Annotated in this window: 12 protein-coding genes and 1 tRNA gene; 2 read left to right on the top strand and 11 right to left on the bottom strand. The window is 45.5% G+C overall.

Features of this window, described 5'->3' with window-relative positions; translation table 11 throughout:
• Positions 1 to 10: 10 nt before the first annotated feature.
• Together EK374_RS04555 and serB are read right to left on the bottom strand one after the other, a co-directional pair.
• Complete coding sequence (locus EK374_RS04555; protein WP_127020541.1) at positions 11 to 907, bottom strand: alpha/beta hydrolase family protein; 897 nt, start codon at positions 905 to 907, stop codon at positions 11 to 13.
• Positions 907 to 1,956, bottom strand: coding sequence for a phosphoserine phosphatase SerB (gene serB, locus EK374_RS04550; RefSeq protein ID WP_127020539.1), 1,050 nt, complete (start codon positions 1,954 to 1,956; stop codon positions 907 to 909). The genes EK374_RS04555 and serB overlap by 1 nt, the downstream gene beginning before the upstream one ends.
• 83 nt (positions 1,957 to 2,039) lie before the next feature.
• Between serB and EK374_RS04545 the strand changes: the two genes are divergently transcribed.
• A complete protein-coding gene (locus EK374_RS04545) occupies positions 2,040 to 2,654 on the top strand; it encodes a hypothetical protein (protein ID WP_127020537.1) in 615 nt (204 codons plus the stop codon).
• Here EK374_RS04545 and EK374_RS04540 read toward each other — a convergent pair.
• The 7 genes from EK374_RS04540 to EK374_RS04510 form a co-directional block, all read right to left on the bottom strand.
• Complete coding sequence (locus tag EK374_RS04540; protein WP_127020535.1) at positions 2,651 to 3,451, bottom strand: TatD family hydrolase; 801 nt, start codon at positions 3,449 to 3,451, stop codon at positions 2,651 to 2,653. The two genes, EK374_RS04545 and EK374_RS04540, sit on opposite strands and share 4 nt — an antisense overlap.
• Complete coding sequence (gene pdxH, locus EK374_RS04535; RefSeq protein ID WP_127020533.1) at positions 3,442 to 4,080, bottom strand: pyridoxamine 5'-phosphate oxidase; 639 nt, start codon at positions 4,078 to 4,080, stop codon at positions 3,442 to 3,444. The genes EK374_RS04540 and pdxH overlap by 10 nt, the downstream gene beginning before the upstream one ends.
• Before the next feature lie 39 nt (positions 4,081 to 4,119).
• On the bottom strand, positions 4,120 to 5,859 hold the full coding sequence (gene argS, locus EK374_RS04530) for an arginine--tRNA ligase (protein WP_127020531.1): 1,740 nt from the start codon (positions 5,857 to 5,859) through the stop codon (positions 4,120 to 4,122).
• A 36-nt stretch (positions 5,860 to 5,895) separates the two neighbouring features.
• Positions 5,896 to 7,482, bottom strand: a complete 1,587-nt coding sequence (gene prfC, locus EK374_RS04525) for a peptide chain release factor 3 (RefSeq protein WP_127020529.1) — start codon at positions 7,480 to 7,482, stop codon at positions 5,896 to 5,898.
• Between the two features lie 173 nt (positions 7,483 to 7,655).
• Positions 7,656 to 8,102: a ribosomal protein S18-alanine N-acetyltransferase gene (gene rimI / locus EK374_RS04520; RefSeq protein WP_127020527.1), complete on the bottom strand. Its 447-nt coding sequence runs from the start codon at positions 8,100 to 8,102 to the stop codon at positions 7,656 to 7,658.
• Between the two features lie 3 nt (positions 8,103 to 8,105).
• Positions 8,106 to 8,513 (bottom strand): hypothetical protein, encoded by a 408-nt coding sequence (locus EK374_RS04515; protein ID WP_127020525.1) that lies wholly within the window; start codon positions 8,511 to 8,513, stop codon positions 8,106 to 8,108.
• A gap of 12 nt (positions 8,514 to 8,525) precedes the next feature.
• A tRNA-Trp gene (locus tag EK374_RS04510) sits at positions 8,526 to 8,602 on the bottom strand.
• A gap of 228 nt (positions 8,603 to 8,830) precedes the next feature.
• On the opposite strand from EK374_RS04510, the gene EK374_RS04505 reads away from it, so the two are divergent.
• The gene (locus tag EK374_RS04505) at positions 8,831 to 9,256 is read left to right on the top strand and encodes a CBS domain-containing protein (RefSeq protein WP_127020523.1); all 426 of its coding nucleotides are present in this window, start codon (positions 8,831 to 8,833) and stop codon (positions 9,254 to 9,256) included.
• 117 nt (positions 9,257 to 9,373) lie between these two features.
• Here the strand turns inward: EK374_RS04505 and EK374_RS04500 are convergent, their stop codons facing one another.
• Both EK374_RS04500 and EK374_RS04495 read right to left on the bottom strand, forming a co-directional pair.
• On the bottom strand, positions 9,374 to 11,347 hold the full coding sequence (locus tag EK374_RS04500; RefSeq protein ID WP_127020521.1) for an alpha/beta hydrolase family protein: 1,974 nt from the start codon (positions 11,345 to 11,347) through the stop codon (positions 9,374 to 9,376).
• A 59-nt stretch (positions 11,348 to 11,406) separates the two neighbouring features.
• The gene (locus tag EK374_RS04495) at positions 11,407 to 14,412 is read right to left on the bottom strand and encodes a TonB-dependent receptor plug domain-containing protein (RefSeq protein ID WP_127020519.1); all 3,006 of its coding nucleotides are present in this window, start codon (positions 14,410 to 14,412) and stop codon (positions 11,407 to 11,409) included.
• Between the last annotated feature and the right edge of the window lie 638 nt (positions 14,413 to 15,050).

The following is a 15,050-nucleotide window of genomic DNA, read 5'->3' as shown; positions in this document are numbered from 1 at the left end:
AAATGGGCGGCTATATCTGCTTTAACCACAACTCAAGTTCAGCAAAATGGTCTGCACCAGCACTGGGATGAGTCAGCATCGAGATATGATCATAATCCTGCTGATGGCCCTGCGCTTTACCCAGCAAGCTATAACGCCCTGAGTTTAAGCCAGTTTCCGCCAGAAATGCCTGCACATCCAGCGGATGTCCTAACAGCTGATCGTTAATGGCAGCAAAATGCCAGCTAACTGGCCAGTTCACATCGGCGCACGCTGCGGCATAGTCAAAACCGTCAGTTGGATCAACAAAAGCCTGACCACGGATCCAGCCAATGGTATCCAGTAAATACTGAGCTGGTTCGTTGTCCGCGCCAAAACGCCACTGTTTTGCCGGTAAATAACCATACAAAAGACACAGCAGCGGCGAAAGCCTATTCCAGACCAAATCAATATGCAGCCGCTTTTTAAAACCACCTACACTAATCACCCGTTTGGAGCCAAAGGTAATGATGGCTTTGACCTTAGGCAGCAGCGCAGGAAAACGCGCTAAACTTGCCGCCAACACCACACCAGCCCAGGAATGCGCCATCACTACTACAGGCTGTTGATACTGCTGCTGCAAATAATTAATTAAAGCCGGAACATCCAGACAAATCAGTTGTTGCTGACTGTGATTAAAATGCCTGCTCGCTTGAGGACTGGATAAACCACGGCCAGCAAAATCAGCGCAAGTGACGTCAAAACCACGATCGGCCAGAAAGCAGCCCAAACCCCGGCCCTTTTCATTGTAAAAAATCCGGCTGTTTTCAATAGCGCCATGTAGCATCAGTATTGGATAAGCTGACTCTGAATGATTCGGTGTTAACTGCCGCAAATGCAGCTGATAATCAGCGACCGTCAGCCATTCTGAGCTTTGCTGGTGTTGCATCAGCTTTCCAGTAAATACAACAGCTGCAATAACGAACCTTGCCGTATCGCGGCTTTGGCCTGTGCCTGCACCTTAGGTTTGGCATGAAAAGCCACTCCAAGAGCAGCAACTGCCAACATAGGCAAGTCGTTGGCACCATCGCCAATAGCCACAGTCTGACTGGACTGGATTTGATACTGACTGGCAATCTGTTGCACCACATCCGCTTTGGTCTGGGCATCCACTACAGCCCCCAACACCTGCCCTGTCAGCTTGTCATCGATGATTTCCAGTTGATTAGCAAAAGTAGCCGTCAATTGTAAACGTTGCTTCAAAGCTTCAGTAAAATAGGTAAAACCACCGGACGCGATCACTACTTGCCATTGATGTTGCTGTAAGAATGCCACTAAGGCTTCTAAACCCGGCATCAAAGGCACAGCATCCAGCACTTGTTTCAAAATACTCTCTGGTGCGTCTTTCAGTGTGGCGACACGCTGACGTAAGCTTTGCGCAAAATCCAGTTCGCCATTCATAGCTCGGGCAGTTACAGCTGCCACTTGTTCACCAACACCTGCCAGTTTGGCAATTTCATCAATGCACTCTATCTGAATAGCAGTGGAATCCATATCCATCACCAGCACACCAGGTTGCTTTAAAAACACTGGTGCTGGCAAGTAGACCAGCTCTGCAGTCCAGTCTTCACTTAACTGGCGTAAGGCCAGAATTTGCGCTGAGCTTAAGGCTTGCGGTAAATCGATACGCACAGCCAAGGCTAACTCAGTGTGAGGACGATACAAACTTAAGCAATATGCCGCATCTGCAGGCAATAACTGCAGCACAGCGAAAAGCTGCGATAGCGTACAGCTGCCGGAAAAGATCCGCAGGCTGGCCGTGCTTTGTCCTTTGACTAATCCAGTCCAGAATTCTGGAGCTGAAACAGAGTCAGGCGCTTCGCGTTCGCTTTGATAAAAGCCTGAAGCATGCATTTGTACTGCGCCTTGTGCAGTCAGCCACTGAACTAAACTGTTGTCAGCAAAGGAGTTTGGGTCAATCTTATAATAAAAGCTCAAAGGGCCACCTGTACTTCATTCTGTTGCCGTGGCATTCTACCGACATTTTTAAGCCATTGTCAGTGTAAAAATCAGGCAAATTAATGCAATTAAGCGGATATCAGCACAACAAAAACTCAAAATACTTCAGACTAGCCCAGCTGTTGCTGGCCTTGCTGGGGATTTGGGTGCTCTCACAATGGTGGTGGAACAGTAACCAGCAAGGTGAACTTTTATTCCAGCAACAAAGTGCAGAACTGATGCGCTCGACCCTGGTCGCTTTATCTCACACCGCTGCTTATCTCATAAACAACGACCAGCTGGAAAGCTTAAAACAACTGACCACCCATATTGCAGCTACCCCTTACTTGCAGGATGTAGTGGTGTATGACGCCAACGGTGTGAAGTTATCGGCTTCAGAAGGCACTGCAGCAGCTCAGTTGTTGTATGCACCTCAGCATGAACAAGCGCTGCTTGCTATGGTGCAGGAAATTACGCAGGAAGGCAGGGTCATTGGCTATATCAAAATCAGTATGAAACTTGATGCCAGCCTGTTGCCTGTGACTCAGGCCTGGCAGCAGTTAATGCGACAAGTATTCTGGATGTTGTTACTCGCAGGGGTAGTGGCTTTTATGCTCCGCGGCAGCTGGAGCAAAATTGTGCATCAATGGCAAAAATGGCGTCGCAGTAAACAGGCGGATGCGGCGAATTTGCTTTAGGTTTGAAACAACTGAATCGCAGTATTACACAACACTTGTGCAATTTGCTGCTGATTTTCGCCTCTTAACTCTGCCAGCTCTTTCAGCACCAAAGGCAACTGGGCAGGTGTATTGATTTCACCTTGAAAACCATTTAGCGGCATCGAAGGTGAATCGGTTTCCAGCACTAAAGCGTCGAGCGGAAATTGTTTTACTGCCTTGCGGGTTTTCTCAGCACGCTCGTAAGTAATAGTTCCGCCAATGCCAAGCTTAAAGCCCATATCAATAAAGGCTTTGCCTTGCGCAAAGCTGCCTGAAAACGCATGCAAAATGCCTCCTTGGCTAAACTGCTGCTGTTTAATAACCTGCAGTAATTCATTTTGTGATTTACAATGATGCAAAATCACAGGTTTCTTCAACTTGGCTGCCAGCTGCAACTGAGCCTCAAAACACTGTCGTTGCAAAGCAAAACTGTGTTCATCCAAAGCAAAATCCAGTCCTATTTCACCTATAGCACTGACTTGCGGTAAGGCTGCCAAAGCCTCAAGTCCTTGCAGTGCATAAAATTCTGATTGGCTTGCCCACCAGGGATGTACGCCTAAAGCGATGTAAAAACCATATTGCTGCTTTAATTCCAGCAAAGGCAACCAGGCGGACGATTGCACTGCCGGCACTAAAAAGCCTTCCACGCCCACAGCTTTGGCGTTGGCCAGATGTAAACCGAGATCAGGCAATAACTCTGGCAAATCCAGATGGCAGTGGCTATCAAATAATACAGGCCGCGTATCTGCGGCCTGTGAAGGATGAATTATGGACATAAACGCTCTATGGCCCAGCTGCTGTCTGCTTGCTGCTTGTACATAAAGCGGTCATGCAGCCGATGCTCGCCCCCTTGCCAGAATTCAATCTGATGAGGTTTGACCAAAAAGCCGCCCCAAAAAGAGGGAACCGGCACTTCGCCCTGCTCAAATTTATGTTTAATTTCAGCAAACTTTTGCATCAGCACCTGACGGGTCGACACAGGCCTGCTTTGCTCTGAAGCCCAGGCTGCCAGCTGACTCTCTTTTGGCCGGGATAAGAAATAACTCATCACCTGACTGGTCGGAACCCGTTCTGCCGTGCCATAAACAATGACCTGACGCTCCAATGGATGCCATGGAAAATGCAGACTGACCTTAGGGTTCTGCTCCAGCTCAGAGGCTTTACGGCTGCCTAAGTTGGTGTAAAACACAAAACCCTGGCCGCTGACATCTTTGAGCAGCACCAGACGTTGTGATGGCTGACCTGATGCATCCACTGTAGCGACGCACATAGCGGTCGGATCCGGTAACTCGGCCGCTACAGCGTCTTTTAACCAAGCTTCAAACTGTAAAAAAGGATCGGCATTGAGCTTATCCAGATCCAGTTTATCCATGGTGTAACTACGGCGAATATCAGCAATTTTCATCAGTATGTCCTTAGGCCGAACCAGCCTCGACAAAGCGGATTACATCCGCTCCATCACCTCGATACCTAATAAGTCTAAGCCTTGTTTTAAAGTACGGGCCACCAGAATACTCAGCATTAAACGGCTGTTTTTCAGGTCTGGTTCAATGCCTTCTTTTAAAATAGGGCAAGCTTCGTAGAAACTCATAAACTGACTGGATAACTCGTACAGGTAATTACACAGCAGGTTAGGTACCGCATCTTTCATCACGGCCTGTAGGGTTTCTTCTAAACGTAACAGTTTGACGGCTAACTGCTTTTCCTGCTCTTCCACCAACATCAGCGGAGCCACAAAGCTCTCGTCGATACCGGCGCGGCGCAAAATACCGCTGACACGGGTATAAGCATATTGCAGGTAAGGGGCTGTGGCACCTTCAAAACTTAACATGGCATCCCAGCTAAACACATAATCACTGGTGCGGTTTTTCGATAAGTCCGCAAACTTTACTGCACCTATACCAACTTTACGTGCCACTTCAGCCATTTCTTCCGTGCTTAAATCGGACGATTTTTGCTCAACCACGGCCCGAGCCCGCACTACAGCTTCTTCTAACAACTCAGCCAGTTTGACAGTGCCACCAGTACGGGTTTTAAACGGCTTACCGTCTTCACCCATCATGGTACCAAAGGGGCAGTGATCATACGCGACATGCTCTTTTAGCAAACCCGCTTTACGGGCCACCAATTCCACTTGTTTAAAGTGCAGCGCCTGACGGGCATCGGTAAAAATCACAATGCGATCGGCAGCTAAATCAAAACTACGGTACTGACAAGCCGCTAAATCTGTAGTGGCATAGAGGAAACCACCACCGGTTTTTTGCACGATAAAAGGCGAAGGGTTGCCTTCTTTATCTGCCAATTCCTGTAAAAACACCACTAAAGCGCCTTCACTTTCTACGGCTAAACCCTGTTGCTTTAAGCCATCGACTATAGGCTGCAGCATAGAGTTATAAGCACTTTCTGGCTTGATATGCTCATGGCCTAAAGTCACTTTTAAGGTTTTATAGACATCATCGCTGTGTTTAATAGAAGTATCGATAAACAGCTGCCATAACTTTTGGCAATGAGCATCGCCACTTTGTAGTTTCACCACATAGTCACGTGACTTATCAGCAAAACCTGCTTCATCGTCAAAACGTTTTTTCGCTTCGCGGTAGAAGTCTTCCAAATCTGCTAAGGCGACTTGTTCTAAGTCGATACCAGCCGCCAGCTTGTCTTCCAGATGAGCAATCAACATACCAAACTGCGTACCCCAGTCGCCCATATGGTTCTGACGAATGACTTTATCACCCCAGAACTCCAGACAGCGCACGACGGCGTCGCCAATAATAGTGGAACGCAAATGGCCAACGTGCATCTCTTTTGCCAGGTTGGGCGCTGAGTAATCCACTACTACTGTTTGTGGTGCCGGATTTGCGCTTAAAGTTAAACGTGGGTTTTGTGAAGCGCCCACCAACTGTGCGGCTAACCAGTCTTTACGTAAAGTGACGTTAATAAAACCCGGGCCTGCAATCTCTACTTTTTCAGCCATATCGGCCAAATCCAGTTGTTGCACCAGCTGCTGCGCCAAAGCACGCGGATTGGTTTTTAATAACTTGGCAGCCGCCATAGCGCCGTTAATTTGATAATCACCAAATTCAACTTTAGTACTGATGGTGACTGCTGTATTGGTATCGGCAGGCAAACCTAAAGCCACCATAGCGGCCTGAGTTTTTGCAGATAATAATTCTTTGATATTCATAACAAACCTTTGTGCCTGAATTAGTGAGTGCCTGAATTAATGTTCACGGGTCTTATGGAATTTGATCTTCGGATAACGCTCTATCGACAAGTTCAGGTTCACCATAGTAGGTGCCAGATACGTCAGGTTATCGCCACCGTCCAGTGCTAAGTTGGTACTGGCTTTGTTTTTAAACTCGGCCATGGCTTTCTGATCATCGCTGTAGACCCAACGCGCGGTCGTCACGTTAACGCTCTCGTAAATCGCGTCGACGTTGTATTCAGATTTTAAACGGTGCACCACCACGTCAAACTGCAGCACACCTACGGCGCCTACAATCAAATCGTTGTTATCCAGCGGACGGAATACCTGCACGGCGCCTTCTTCAGACAACTGCACTAAACCTTTGAGCAGTTGCTTTTGTTTCAGTGGGTCGCGTAAACGAATGCGGCGGAATAACTCAGGTGCAAAGTTTGGAATACCTGTGAAGTTAAACTTTTCACCAGAGGTAAAAGTATCACCAATCTGAATAGTGCCGTGGTTATGTAAACCTATGATATCGCCTGGAAAAGCTTCTTCCACATGCTCACGATCACCGGCTAAAAAGGTTAATGCCTGAGGTACCAGCATGTCTTTGCCAATACGCACATGGTGCATTTTCATGCCCTTTTCATATTTACCTGAACAGATGCGTAAAAAAGCCACACGGTCGCGGTGCTTAGGATCCATGTTGGCCTGAATTTTAAAGACAAAACCGGTAAAAGCTGGTTCTGAAGGTTCAACCACACGACTGGTAGTCGCACGGTGTTGTGGTGCAGGTGCCCATTCGGTTAAACCGTCCAGCATATGGTCGACACCAAAGTTACCTAAAGCTGTACCAAAAAATACTGGTGTCAGCTCGCCTTTACGGAACAACTCTAAATCAAACTCATGGCTGGCGCCTTTGACCAGTTCCATTTCTTCCCGCAGCTGCTCAGCGTAATAACCTACTCTTTTATCCAGCTCAGGATTGTTAATGCCTTTAATCACATCCAATTCCTGGATGGTATGGCCCATACCTGATTTGTATAAAATAATTTCATCACGGTAAATGTGATAGACACCTTTGAACTCTTTACCTGAAGCTATTGGCCAGGTAATAGGAGCACAGGCGATTTTTAATACGTTTTCAACTTCATCTAACAAATCAATAGGATCACGAATATCACGATCCATTTTGTTCATAAAGGTCACAATAGGCGTGTCGCGTAAACGTGTGACTTCCATTAGCTTAATAGTACGGTCTTCAACACCTTTAGCGCCGTCTATGACCATTAAGCAGGAATCTACTGCTGTTAAAGTACGGTAGGTATCTTCCGAGAAGTCTTCGTGACCTGGCGTATCAAGCAGGTTGACTAAGCAATCCGCATAAGGGAATTGCATCACAGATGTCGTGACCGAGATGCCCCGCTCTTTCTCCATTTCCATCCAGTCGGAGGTAGCGTATTGGCCAGACTTTTTACCTTTGACCGTACCTGCCTTTTGGATCAACTGTCCAAACAACAACACTTTTTCAGTGATAGTGGTTTTACCGGCATCCGGGTGAGAGATGATCGCAAAAGTGCGGCGTTTGTTAATTTCTTCTAAAAACAGTTCGGTAGTCATGCCATCCAACTTGATCAATAAACGAAGCCCACAACATAGCCAAGAAGCAGAGTGGGCTTGGGTTACTTGGGTATAAAGGGAAATTTCGCGCGATTATAGCAGCAAGCAGAGCATAGGCACAGAATTTAGCCACTTTGCTCTGGAAATTATCTTTCTGAACAGACGATTTAACCTTAGCCTAAGGGCAAAGCCATCAAAATAGCGTCTTCACGGCCCGTTGCCGTAGGGTAATAATTGGGGCGTAAACCTGTTTGAATAAAACCACATTTTTCATAGAGTTTAATGGCATTGGCGTTGGATTGACGGACTTCCAGCCAGCAGTCCAGTGCTTCTAAATCCTGGGCCTGTGCAATAAAGTGCTGCATCAGTTGCTGGCCATAACCCTGACCCTGAGCTTTTGGCGCCACGCCAATATTAAATAAACTGGCTTCTACTACGACTTTTTCGCCTATGTAAAAACCCAAAATGGCATCGTTATCATCCATCAGTACCGCATTAAAATAACGCTCGCCAAAGCAGGTGCTAAAGGTGCCTTCCGACCAGGGATGGCTATTGGCGCTTTGTTCTATCTGCAGCATCGCAGGGATATCGGCAGGGGTGGCACTACGTATTAACGGCATGCATCAGCTCTCTTGCTGGAGGCACAACCAGAGCAGCTTTTTCTGCTGGGCTGACTGTAATAATTCAATCGAAGGTGTTACTAAGAGTCCGTTTTGCAACATAGGTTCAGTACTGGCTGGGTTTAACCGCCACAGCAGCTCTGGTTGATACTCACTGAGTGCCACTGAGACGTCTTTGCAGAAAGCCAGTTCCGGGTCAGGTTCCTGATAGGGTTCAGTGTATGATTCAGTATCAAAAGGTACTGCTGGTTCGACAGGCTCTGCCAAGGCTTTAATAGCAGCAACAGCTTCTGTCAGCACACCAATTTCCGCTTCAGGCGTTTTGGCCATAGCAGAAAACTCTTGATGTAATTCAAGTGGTTGTATTTGGAGTAAGTGCAGCAGTTGCTGCTTAGACGATAAAGAATTCATATCAAAATGAAGTGGCAGGGGCAGAGGGATTCGAACCCCCAACCATCGGTTTTGGAGACCGCTGTTCTACCAATTGGAACTATGCCCCTAGCGTTGGAGGCGCCATTATACAAAAGAGAGTTCAAAGGTAAAGCAAAAATCTGCCTGCACTGATTTAACTGCACACAAAACATACGTTTCATCACTTTAACTCCCCTTCTCTGCTTGCTACAAAGTTTTCTAATCGCAAATTACGATACTCTTGTGCTTATTAATTCGTTTTCATCGAAGCATTTATCGGGCTTATGCTGCTTCCATAGTTTCAAAGGAGAAAAACCATGAGCAAAGTACAAGATATATTCCAGCGTGAATTTCCACGCCTGCAACAAGACGATACGATAGTACAGGCTGTGCAGCAACTGCGACAGTTTAACCTGACCGGTGCACCAGTGTTTAATAAAGAAAATAACCTGGTCGGTTATTTGTCTGAGCAAGACTGCTTAACCGCTATGTTACACGCCAGCTACTTCTGTAGCCTGCACAATACCATTGCTCAGGTAATGAGCAAAAAGGTGGTCACTGTACAGGCTTCTGACAGTGTGGTGGATAGTGCAGTGATCTTTACCAGCCTACATTTGCATCAGTTGCCTGTGCTTGAGAACGGCTTGGTGGTTGGGGTGTTGAATAGAGGTCAGGTGGTTAGAGCATTAGAGGCTACACTTGGGGATTGTTATGGCGGACATGCGAAGGAAGAAGCCGCATGAAAATGGCGAGCAAAAGTGCTCAGCTGATCGATTGTCGCTCTGTAGCAAAGCTCGAATAAAAATCTGACAGACCCGGCGCTTAGCGCTGAGTCTGTCAGGTTAGGTCAGCTATCTAATTTAATTCGGTTTTCCAATGTGCTTTTCAAAGAAAGCTAACATTTTCTGCCAACGTTCAACGTTATTCTCAGGAACGAAGAAGCCATGGCCCTCTTTCTCTTTCACCAACCATTCATAAGGATGATTACGCTTTTCAAGCTCAGCCTTTAAATGGTTCGCATGAATAATAGGAACTCGTTTGTCTTCACCACCATGTATGATAAAGACAGGCGCTTTCAGCTTGTCCAGTTGTTTGAGCGGCGAATAAGCATTTAACTGCTCTTTATCACGCCCAATAACTTTCTCAAGATAGGTAACACCAGACTTACGCTCAGGAATATCACCCTCTGTGTACATCAGGTTTAAGTCGTAAACACCCACAAAACCAACAACACATTTATACAGATCAGGCTCACGGATCGCACTCATAAGAGCGGCATAACCACCGTATGAACCGCCATAAGTACAAACTCTTGACTTATCTATCATACCTTGCTCTGCTAAATGTAAGACACCGTCTGTCATGTCATTAATCATAGTAGAGCCCCAGTTGCGGTAACCGGCCTGTTCAAAACTCAGACCAAAACCACCGGATCCCCTGAAGTTAGGTTGTAATACTGCGTAGCCGCGGCTTGCCAGCACTTTAGCATCAGATGAATAACTCACTGTATCTCTTACGCCATGAGGCCCACCGTGCGGTAACATAATTAATGGTAAATTTTTAGCATCTGTATTTTTTGGCAAAGTTAACACAGCATGGATAGTGAGTCCGTCCCTGCTTTGGTATGTAATGCCTTTTGTTGTAGGCATATCTCTGTCTTTAAGCCATGGCGTTGTATTAAGCAGATGCGCTAACTTTTTGTCGTTTTTATTGTAAATATAAAAATCAGCCCCGCTGTCCTGATCGGACACTGCAAGAACGATAACCTTGCCATCTTTTGTCATCGACGTGACATTAACCACTTTGGAAGGAAAAGTTTTTTGCATCGAGCGAATTAACATCGAAAATTCATCAACGGCATCATCAAAAATAATGGTTTCGTTGGTGTCATAGCTATAAGCGGCACCAATGACGTCTGCTGGCACACCTTTGACAATATTCAGCACAGGGCTCAGATCCACTTTTGGATGCTGGGCAATAATTTCCTGCTTATGAGTATCAGTGTTATATAAAGTGATGGCTGCAGTTTCTGTTTCCGTATTACTGACTCCCACAATAGTTTTATTGTCAGCTAAAAAAGCGTAAGGGGTAAAATAGCGGCCATTGATATCTGCTTTGGCTAGCTGTTGCCATTCGTCGTCTTCGCTTTTACGATGCACGAGCAATAGCTCCTGATCATTTTCAGGATTTAAGCCAATCGCCATCCGCGCCACACCATTGTTGTCCAAAATCAAGGTAGCGCTATTCTCAAGAGTTGATTTAATAGGCATTTTTGTAAGAGGCGTGACTCTGCCGTTATAGACATTGAGCTTACGCAAATGCATATAGGGTGAGTTTTTATTGTATGGACTGCTGTTGATTAAAATATATTCATCATCATCAGGCAACAAGTGAGCAACAGTAGAAAATACATATTCCGCATTTTTCGCTCGTGGGCCAGTCAGCGTGATAGGCTTACTGCCATCGGCATTGACGGCAAAAAGCTCACCAGCATAACTTGGCATCTCAAGTGCACCAATCATTCTGGCCACCTGAATTAAGATCCGCTCGTTATTTACCCAAAAAAATCCACCTATAGTATCCTTACCCCTAAGATATTGATTAGAAACAACTTTATTAGTCTTCATTTCAATAACAGTAAGAAATACACTACCGGAATCTTCTCTGGATGTTGCTGCAATATACTTACCGTCCGGAGATATTTTTATATCCAGAAACTGAGCTTTTTTTGCAAAATCCTCCAAAGAAATTTGTGCTGTAGTCGCAGCCTGGGCATAAATTCCAAATGCGGGTGACAACAGAAAAATTACAAAAATAAGACGTAAAAGATCCATTTTTTCCTCCTAAAAAAATAAAGCCCATAAAGGGCTTTATTTATTAATGTCAGCTTTAATTAAAAATTATAGGACATGTTCAAGAATACACGGCGACCTACAGTGTCATACTGTGAGTACAGGGCTGAGTAACCAGCCTGATAGAAACCACCAGCAGCACTAACCTTAGGCGGCTCTTTACCAAACACGTTAGCAACACCAAATGTCAGATCAACACCAGACTCAAATGACGTCATAGCTGATGCAGTATGAACAATATAGCTTGGTACATGTGCAATAAAGTTATAACGCTCGCCACGGTAAGCTGTAGTTGTACTGGAGAAATACTTCCAGTCATCAGCTTTACCAGTGTACTGAGTCGACCAGATGTATGACCAGCCATCACGCTTCAGTGAGAAACGGGCAATACCAGAGTGCTTCGGAGAGCCAACATCACCAACATACTGGTCTGGCTCACTGTCCGCAAACAACTGATACGTTTTTTCCAGCTGAATGTTGTGTTTGTAATCAACGCCAAAACGACCCATATCAGTATCGATGTTGTAGTTGAATGCTAAGTCAATACCTCTGATCTTCTGGCTAGCTACGTTTAAGTAACCACCAAAAATCTCATCAACACCATAGTCACCGTTTGTTCCATCACGTCTTGTAAACTGGTTACATAACGGCTCTGAAGCAAAGTTTGCAGAACGGTAGCAAGTGTTGGTGATATCTGAACCACTTACAGACGAAATCTGGCTAGATATGTTGTATTCATAGGCATCAACTGACGCACCAATTTCATTGTCTTCGCTGGTCCACACTAAACCAATAGTTTCAGCCACTGAAGTTTCAGCTTTTAAGCGACCTGCACCACCAGCTGTGTATGATGTTGCAGACGAGCCTGCAGAAGTGTAAGACGCAGGGACGCCATCGGCCTTACAGTTTGCCAGCACGCGGTCATCAATAGTACCGTCAGCTTCTCTGCCTGACCAGTTTAAGCATGGATCCGCAGTTGTTTGGCCCAGGAAACCACTTTGGTTACCTAAGTACAGCTCAAACAAAGCTGGAGAACGGAAAGATGAACCTCGTGAAGCACGAACACGGAAACCTGCAGCTATATCCCAGTTAATACCGGCTTTATAGGTGGTGTCGTTACCATAGGTGTTTACGTCAGTCCAACGGCCAGATAAAGTCACATCAAGGCTTTTCACTAAGAACATGTCAGCCAATACAGGGATCTGGAATTCACTGAACACAGCTCTTGTAGACTGATCACCAGCGGTGATACCTGAACTGGAAGAACCCCACAGGTTGCCTAACAATGTTTGCTCACCCGGTGTGTCATTTAACTCATCTTGCTGGTATTGAACACCAACTGCAGTACCAACCTGACCAGCTGGCAGCTCGTACAGATCACCAGATAACACAGCTTCAATAGTTGACTGTCTGTAGGTGGTTACACCTCTGTCTATACCAAATAAGAATTCACGTTCTGATGGTAACAAGTTACCGTCGTTAAATTCTGGGTCTAACCATCTTAAATCAACGCAGGTTTTACCTGAATATGGAGTAACCTGGCCGTTACAGTACTGAGCCGTAGGGTTAGCCATTGTTGGCAGTAAAGACTGGGCTAAATCCATCGCATCTTTGTGGATGATTTTATTTTTATAAGTACCTTTGTTGTAACTGTTCTGGTAAGAAACTTCCCAGTCCCAATCGCCAATACTACCATCAGCACCAAGTACATAACGGGTGTAGTTGATATCAGTTTCGCCACCAGTCCAATTGGTCATAGCAACAGCCATTAAAGACGAAGCACCACCCCAACCTTGGTTGTAATCATTTTCGCCCACTAAAGCAGTACCTAAGATACGGCGATCGCCGTTCCAGAACTGACGGTAGCTGTTGATTGTAGTGGTACGGCGGCTGTGCAGGATGTCACCGAACAAACGAACGTCATCATTCAGGTTGTAATCACCCTGGAAGAACAGTGAGCCAACTTCAGTTTCCGGAGTAAAAGACTGTAAGTCCTGGAATCTGTGGTCGGTATTGGCAATGGCGTCTGATTCACGGTCATAAGATACCGGGAACCAATTTTCAGGCAGTGTAATACCATTTGGTCCTGTAGCAGCTGGCATAGGACGGGTATTTAAACCAGCCAGAACACCACCGTAGTCATACTGGGCTTTCATGCCTGGTAAAAAGTTGCCTGTAGGGCGTGTTGCAGCACTGTGCTCGTATACCCAGATACCTGACTGAGTATCAGCACAGTGGTAAGAACCAGTACGAGGATCGATAGGATCGGCACGTTCACCTGTTTCTGTATCAAAAAGTACACGCTCTTTACATGCGAAGTAATCACGGTCACCACGAGCTAATTCGTGTTGAATTTTATAGTCCGCCATTACACGGACAGAGCCCTTATCAAAGGTTTTACCTATGGTAAAGTCAATACGTTGGTTTTCACCACCTGAATCGAATGGTTGGCTCAAACTCACGTTTACTGAAGAGTCATCACCTTTTTTAGTGATGATGTTGATCACGCCAGCCACAGCATCAGAACCATAAAGTGAAGATGCACCGTCTTTCAGTATTTCAACACGTTCAATTAAGGAGATTGGCAAACTGTTTAAGTCAAAGGCGTTTACCTGACCACGAGTACCAGCAGGGCCAGCACGACGTCCGTTTAATAAAATCAGAGTACGGTTTGAACCTAAACCACGCATATCCACTGATTCAGCACCAGCACCACCAGCAGTCACATAACCAACTGTTAACGCAGATGTTAACTGGTTAGAACCAGAAGCTACAGTTGATGTACGCAGTAAATCACTTAAAGTTGCCAGACCTTGTGCACCAGCAATATCCGCAGTCAAAATTTCTACTGGCACTGCAGACTCAAGTCCGTCAGTACGAATACGAGAACCTGTAACCTGAATACGTTCTGTTTTCGCATCTTTGGCTTTTGTATCTTCTTCTGAAGCCGAGGTGTCCTGAGCGAAAGCAGTTGAACTAAGAAGTGCAGTAGCACCAAATAGCAATGCCGTGCGCACAGATGTTGCTAGTTTGTTTTTCGTGTACATATTTTTTTATCTCCCTGGATCACTGTTTTTAGTGATTTTCTTATTAATTTACTCAGTCTTGTCAGGCGACTGTTGCCCTGTTACAAACAGAATGTGTCTATTTGGTAACATTTCGATAGTAAGCTGACCTTTTCCTTAAGGTCAATAACTTTCGACGGAACTTTTCAGCCTTTTTACTGTCGTCTAAATTTGAGAAACACCCGACTAAAACATCACCTAATTCATTTGCGCATAAACGAATGCGAATAGTTGTGCACAGTTGTGCTGTGTTTAATTTTTGCACCAATATCCGGAACGCCATATAAAGAGCGTTATTGTGCTCAAAATTCAAGCTATGTTGCAGGTTAAACGCGACGAAATTAAAAACACTGCAAAAATTTGTTCGGGCAACCATAGATAAAGGCGATGCCTGCAGAAAGTTTGACAAGACGATCTATGTCCTCTGGCATGCCCTTCCATCATCATTACCCAATAAAGAAACACAAAAACGCCGGGAGCGTTTTTAGATCGTCGCACGACGAGTCCCGAAGAAATTTTTCGCAGGGATGTCACATGAAGGTTTTTAAACGGCAACAAGAAGATCTATCCCGCAGGCAACCCTTTCATCACTCACTTATGGAAAAAGGAAACACAAAAAC

The organism is Rheinheimera mangrovi (genome assembly GCF_003990335.1).
In the GTDB taxonomy this organism is placed as follows: Bacteria; Pseudomonadota; Gammaproteobacteria; order Enterobacterales; family Alteromonadaceae; genus Pararheinheimera; species Pararheinheimera mangrovi.
Note: the sequence above shows the minus strand (reverse complement) of the source record. Positions and strands in the feature narration are given on the sequence as shown.

What these genes read in the sequence shown, in the direction of transcription:
- EK374_RS04555 (WP_127020541.1), bottom strand. Translation starts at nt 907, where the DNA reads ATGCAACACCAGCAAAGCTCAGAATGGCTGACGGTCGCTGATTATCAG.
- EK374_RS04545 (WP_127020537.1), top strand. Translation starts at nt 2,040, where the DNA reads ATGCAATTAAGCGGATATCAGCACAACAAAAACTCAAAATACTTCAGA.
- EK374_RS04540 (WP_127020535.1), bottom strand. Translation starts at nt 3,451, where the DNA reads ATGTCCATAATTCATCCTTCACAGGCCGCAGATACGCGGCCTGTATTA.
- pdxH (WP_127020533.1), bottom strand. Translation starts at nt 4,080, where the DNA reads ATGAAAATTGCTGATATTCGCCGTAGTTACACCATGGATAAACTGGAT.
- argS (WP_127020531.1), bottom strand. Translation starts at nt 5,859, where the DNA reads ATGAATATCAAAGAATTATTATCTGCAAAAACTCAGGCCGCTATGGTG.
- prfC (WP_127020529.1), bottom strand. Translation starts at nt 7,482, where the DNA reads ATGACTACCGAACTGTTTTTAGAAGAAATTAACAAACGCCGCACTTTT.
- rimI (WP_127020527.1), bottom strand. Translation starts at nt 8,102, where the DNA reads ATGCCGTTAATACGTAGTGCCACCCCTGCCGATATCCCTGCGATGCTG.
- EK374_RS04515 (WP_127020525.1), bottom strand. Translation starts at nt 8,513, where the DNA reads ATGAATTCTTTATCGTCTAAGCAGCAACTGCTGCACTTACTCCAAATA.
- EK374_RS04505 (WP_127020523.1), top strand. Translation starts at nt 8,831, where the DNA reads ATGAGCAAAGTACAAGATATATTCCAGCGTGAATTTCCACGCCTGCAA.
- EK374_RS04500 (WP_127020521.1), bottom strand. Translation starts at nt 11,347, where the DNA reads ATGGATCTTTTACGTCTTATTTTTGTAATTTTTCTGTTGTCACCCGCA.
- EK374_RS04495 (WP_127020519.1), bottom strand. Translation starts at nt 14,412, where the DNA reads ATGTACACGAAAAACAAACTAGCAACATCTGTGCGCACGGCATTGCTA.